Here is a 217-nt window from a genome sequence, read left to right on the forward strand (position 1 = left end):
TGGATCAGTTACATCTATTACTTCTACATCACTGTTAGGATCAAACGTATCATTATCTAATACATCAATATCCACTGGAGTATCCTCATCTGTACTAACCGTATCATCCATTACATCATCAACACAAGCAACTTCAACAATTACTGTAGCTGTCTCTGTAGCTGTAGATCCGTCTGGATTTGTTACCTCTACTGTATAATCAAAAGTATCCGTTCCA

General features: G+C 36.9%; 1 protein-coding gene. It reads right to left on the reverse strand.

The window, feature by feature from the left end; all coding sequences use genetic code 11:
* Positions 1-217 (reverse strand): hypothetical protein (locus Q1A60_RS21575; protein ID WP_300008537.1); only part of this gene is annotated, 217 nt, incomplete at both ends.

Origin of the sequence: uncultured Dokdonia sp., assembly GCF_947492535.1 — a bacterium.
Taxonomy (GTDB): Bacteria; Bacteroidota; Bacteroidia; order Flavobacteriales; family Flavobacteriaceae; genus Dokdonia.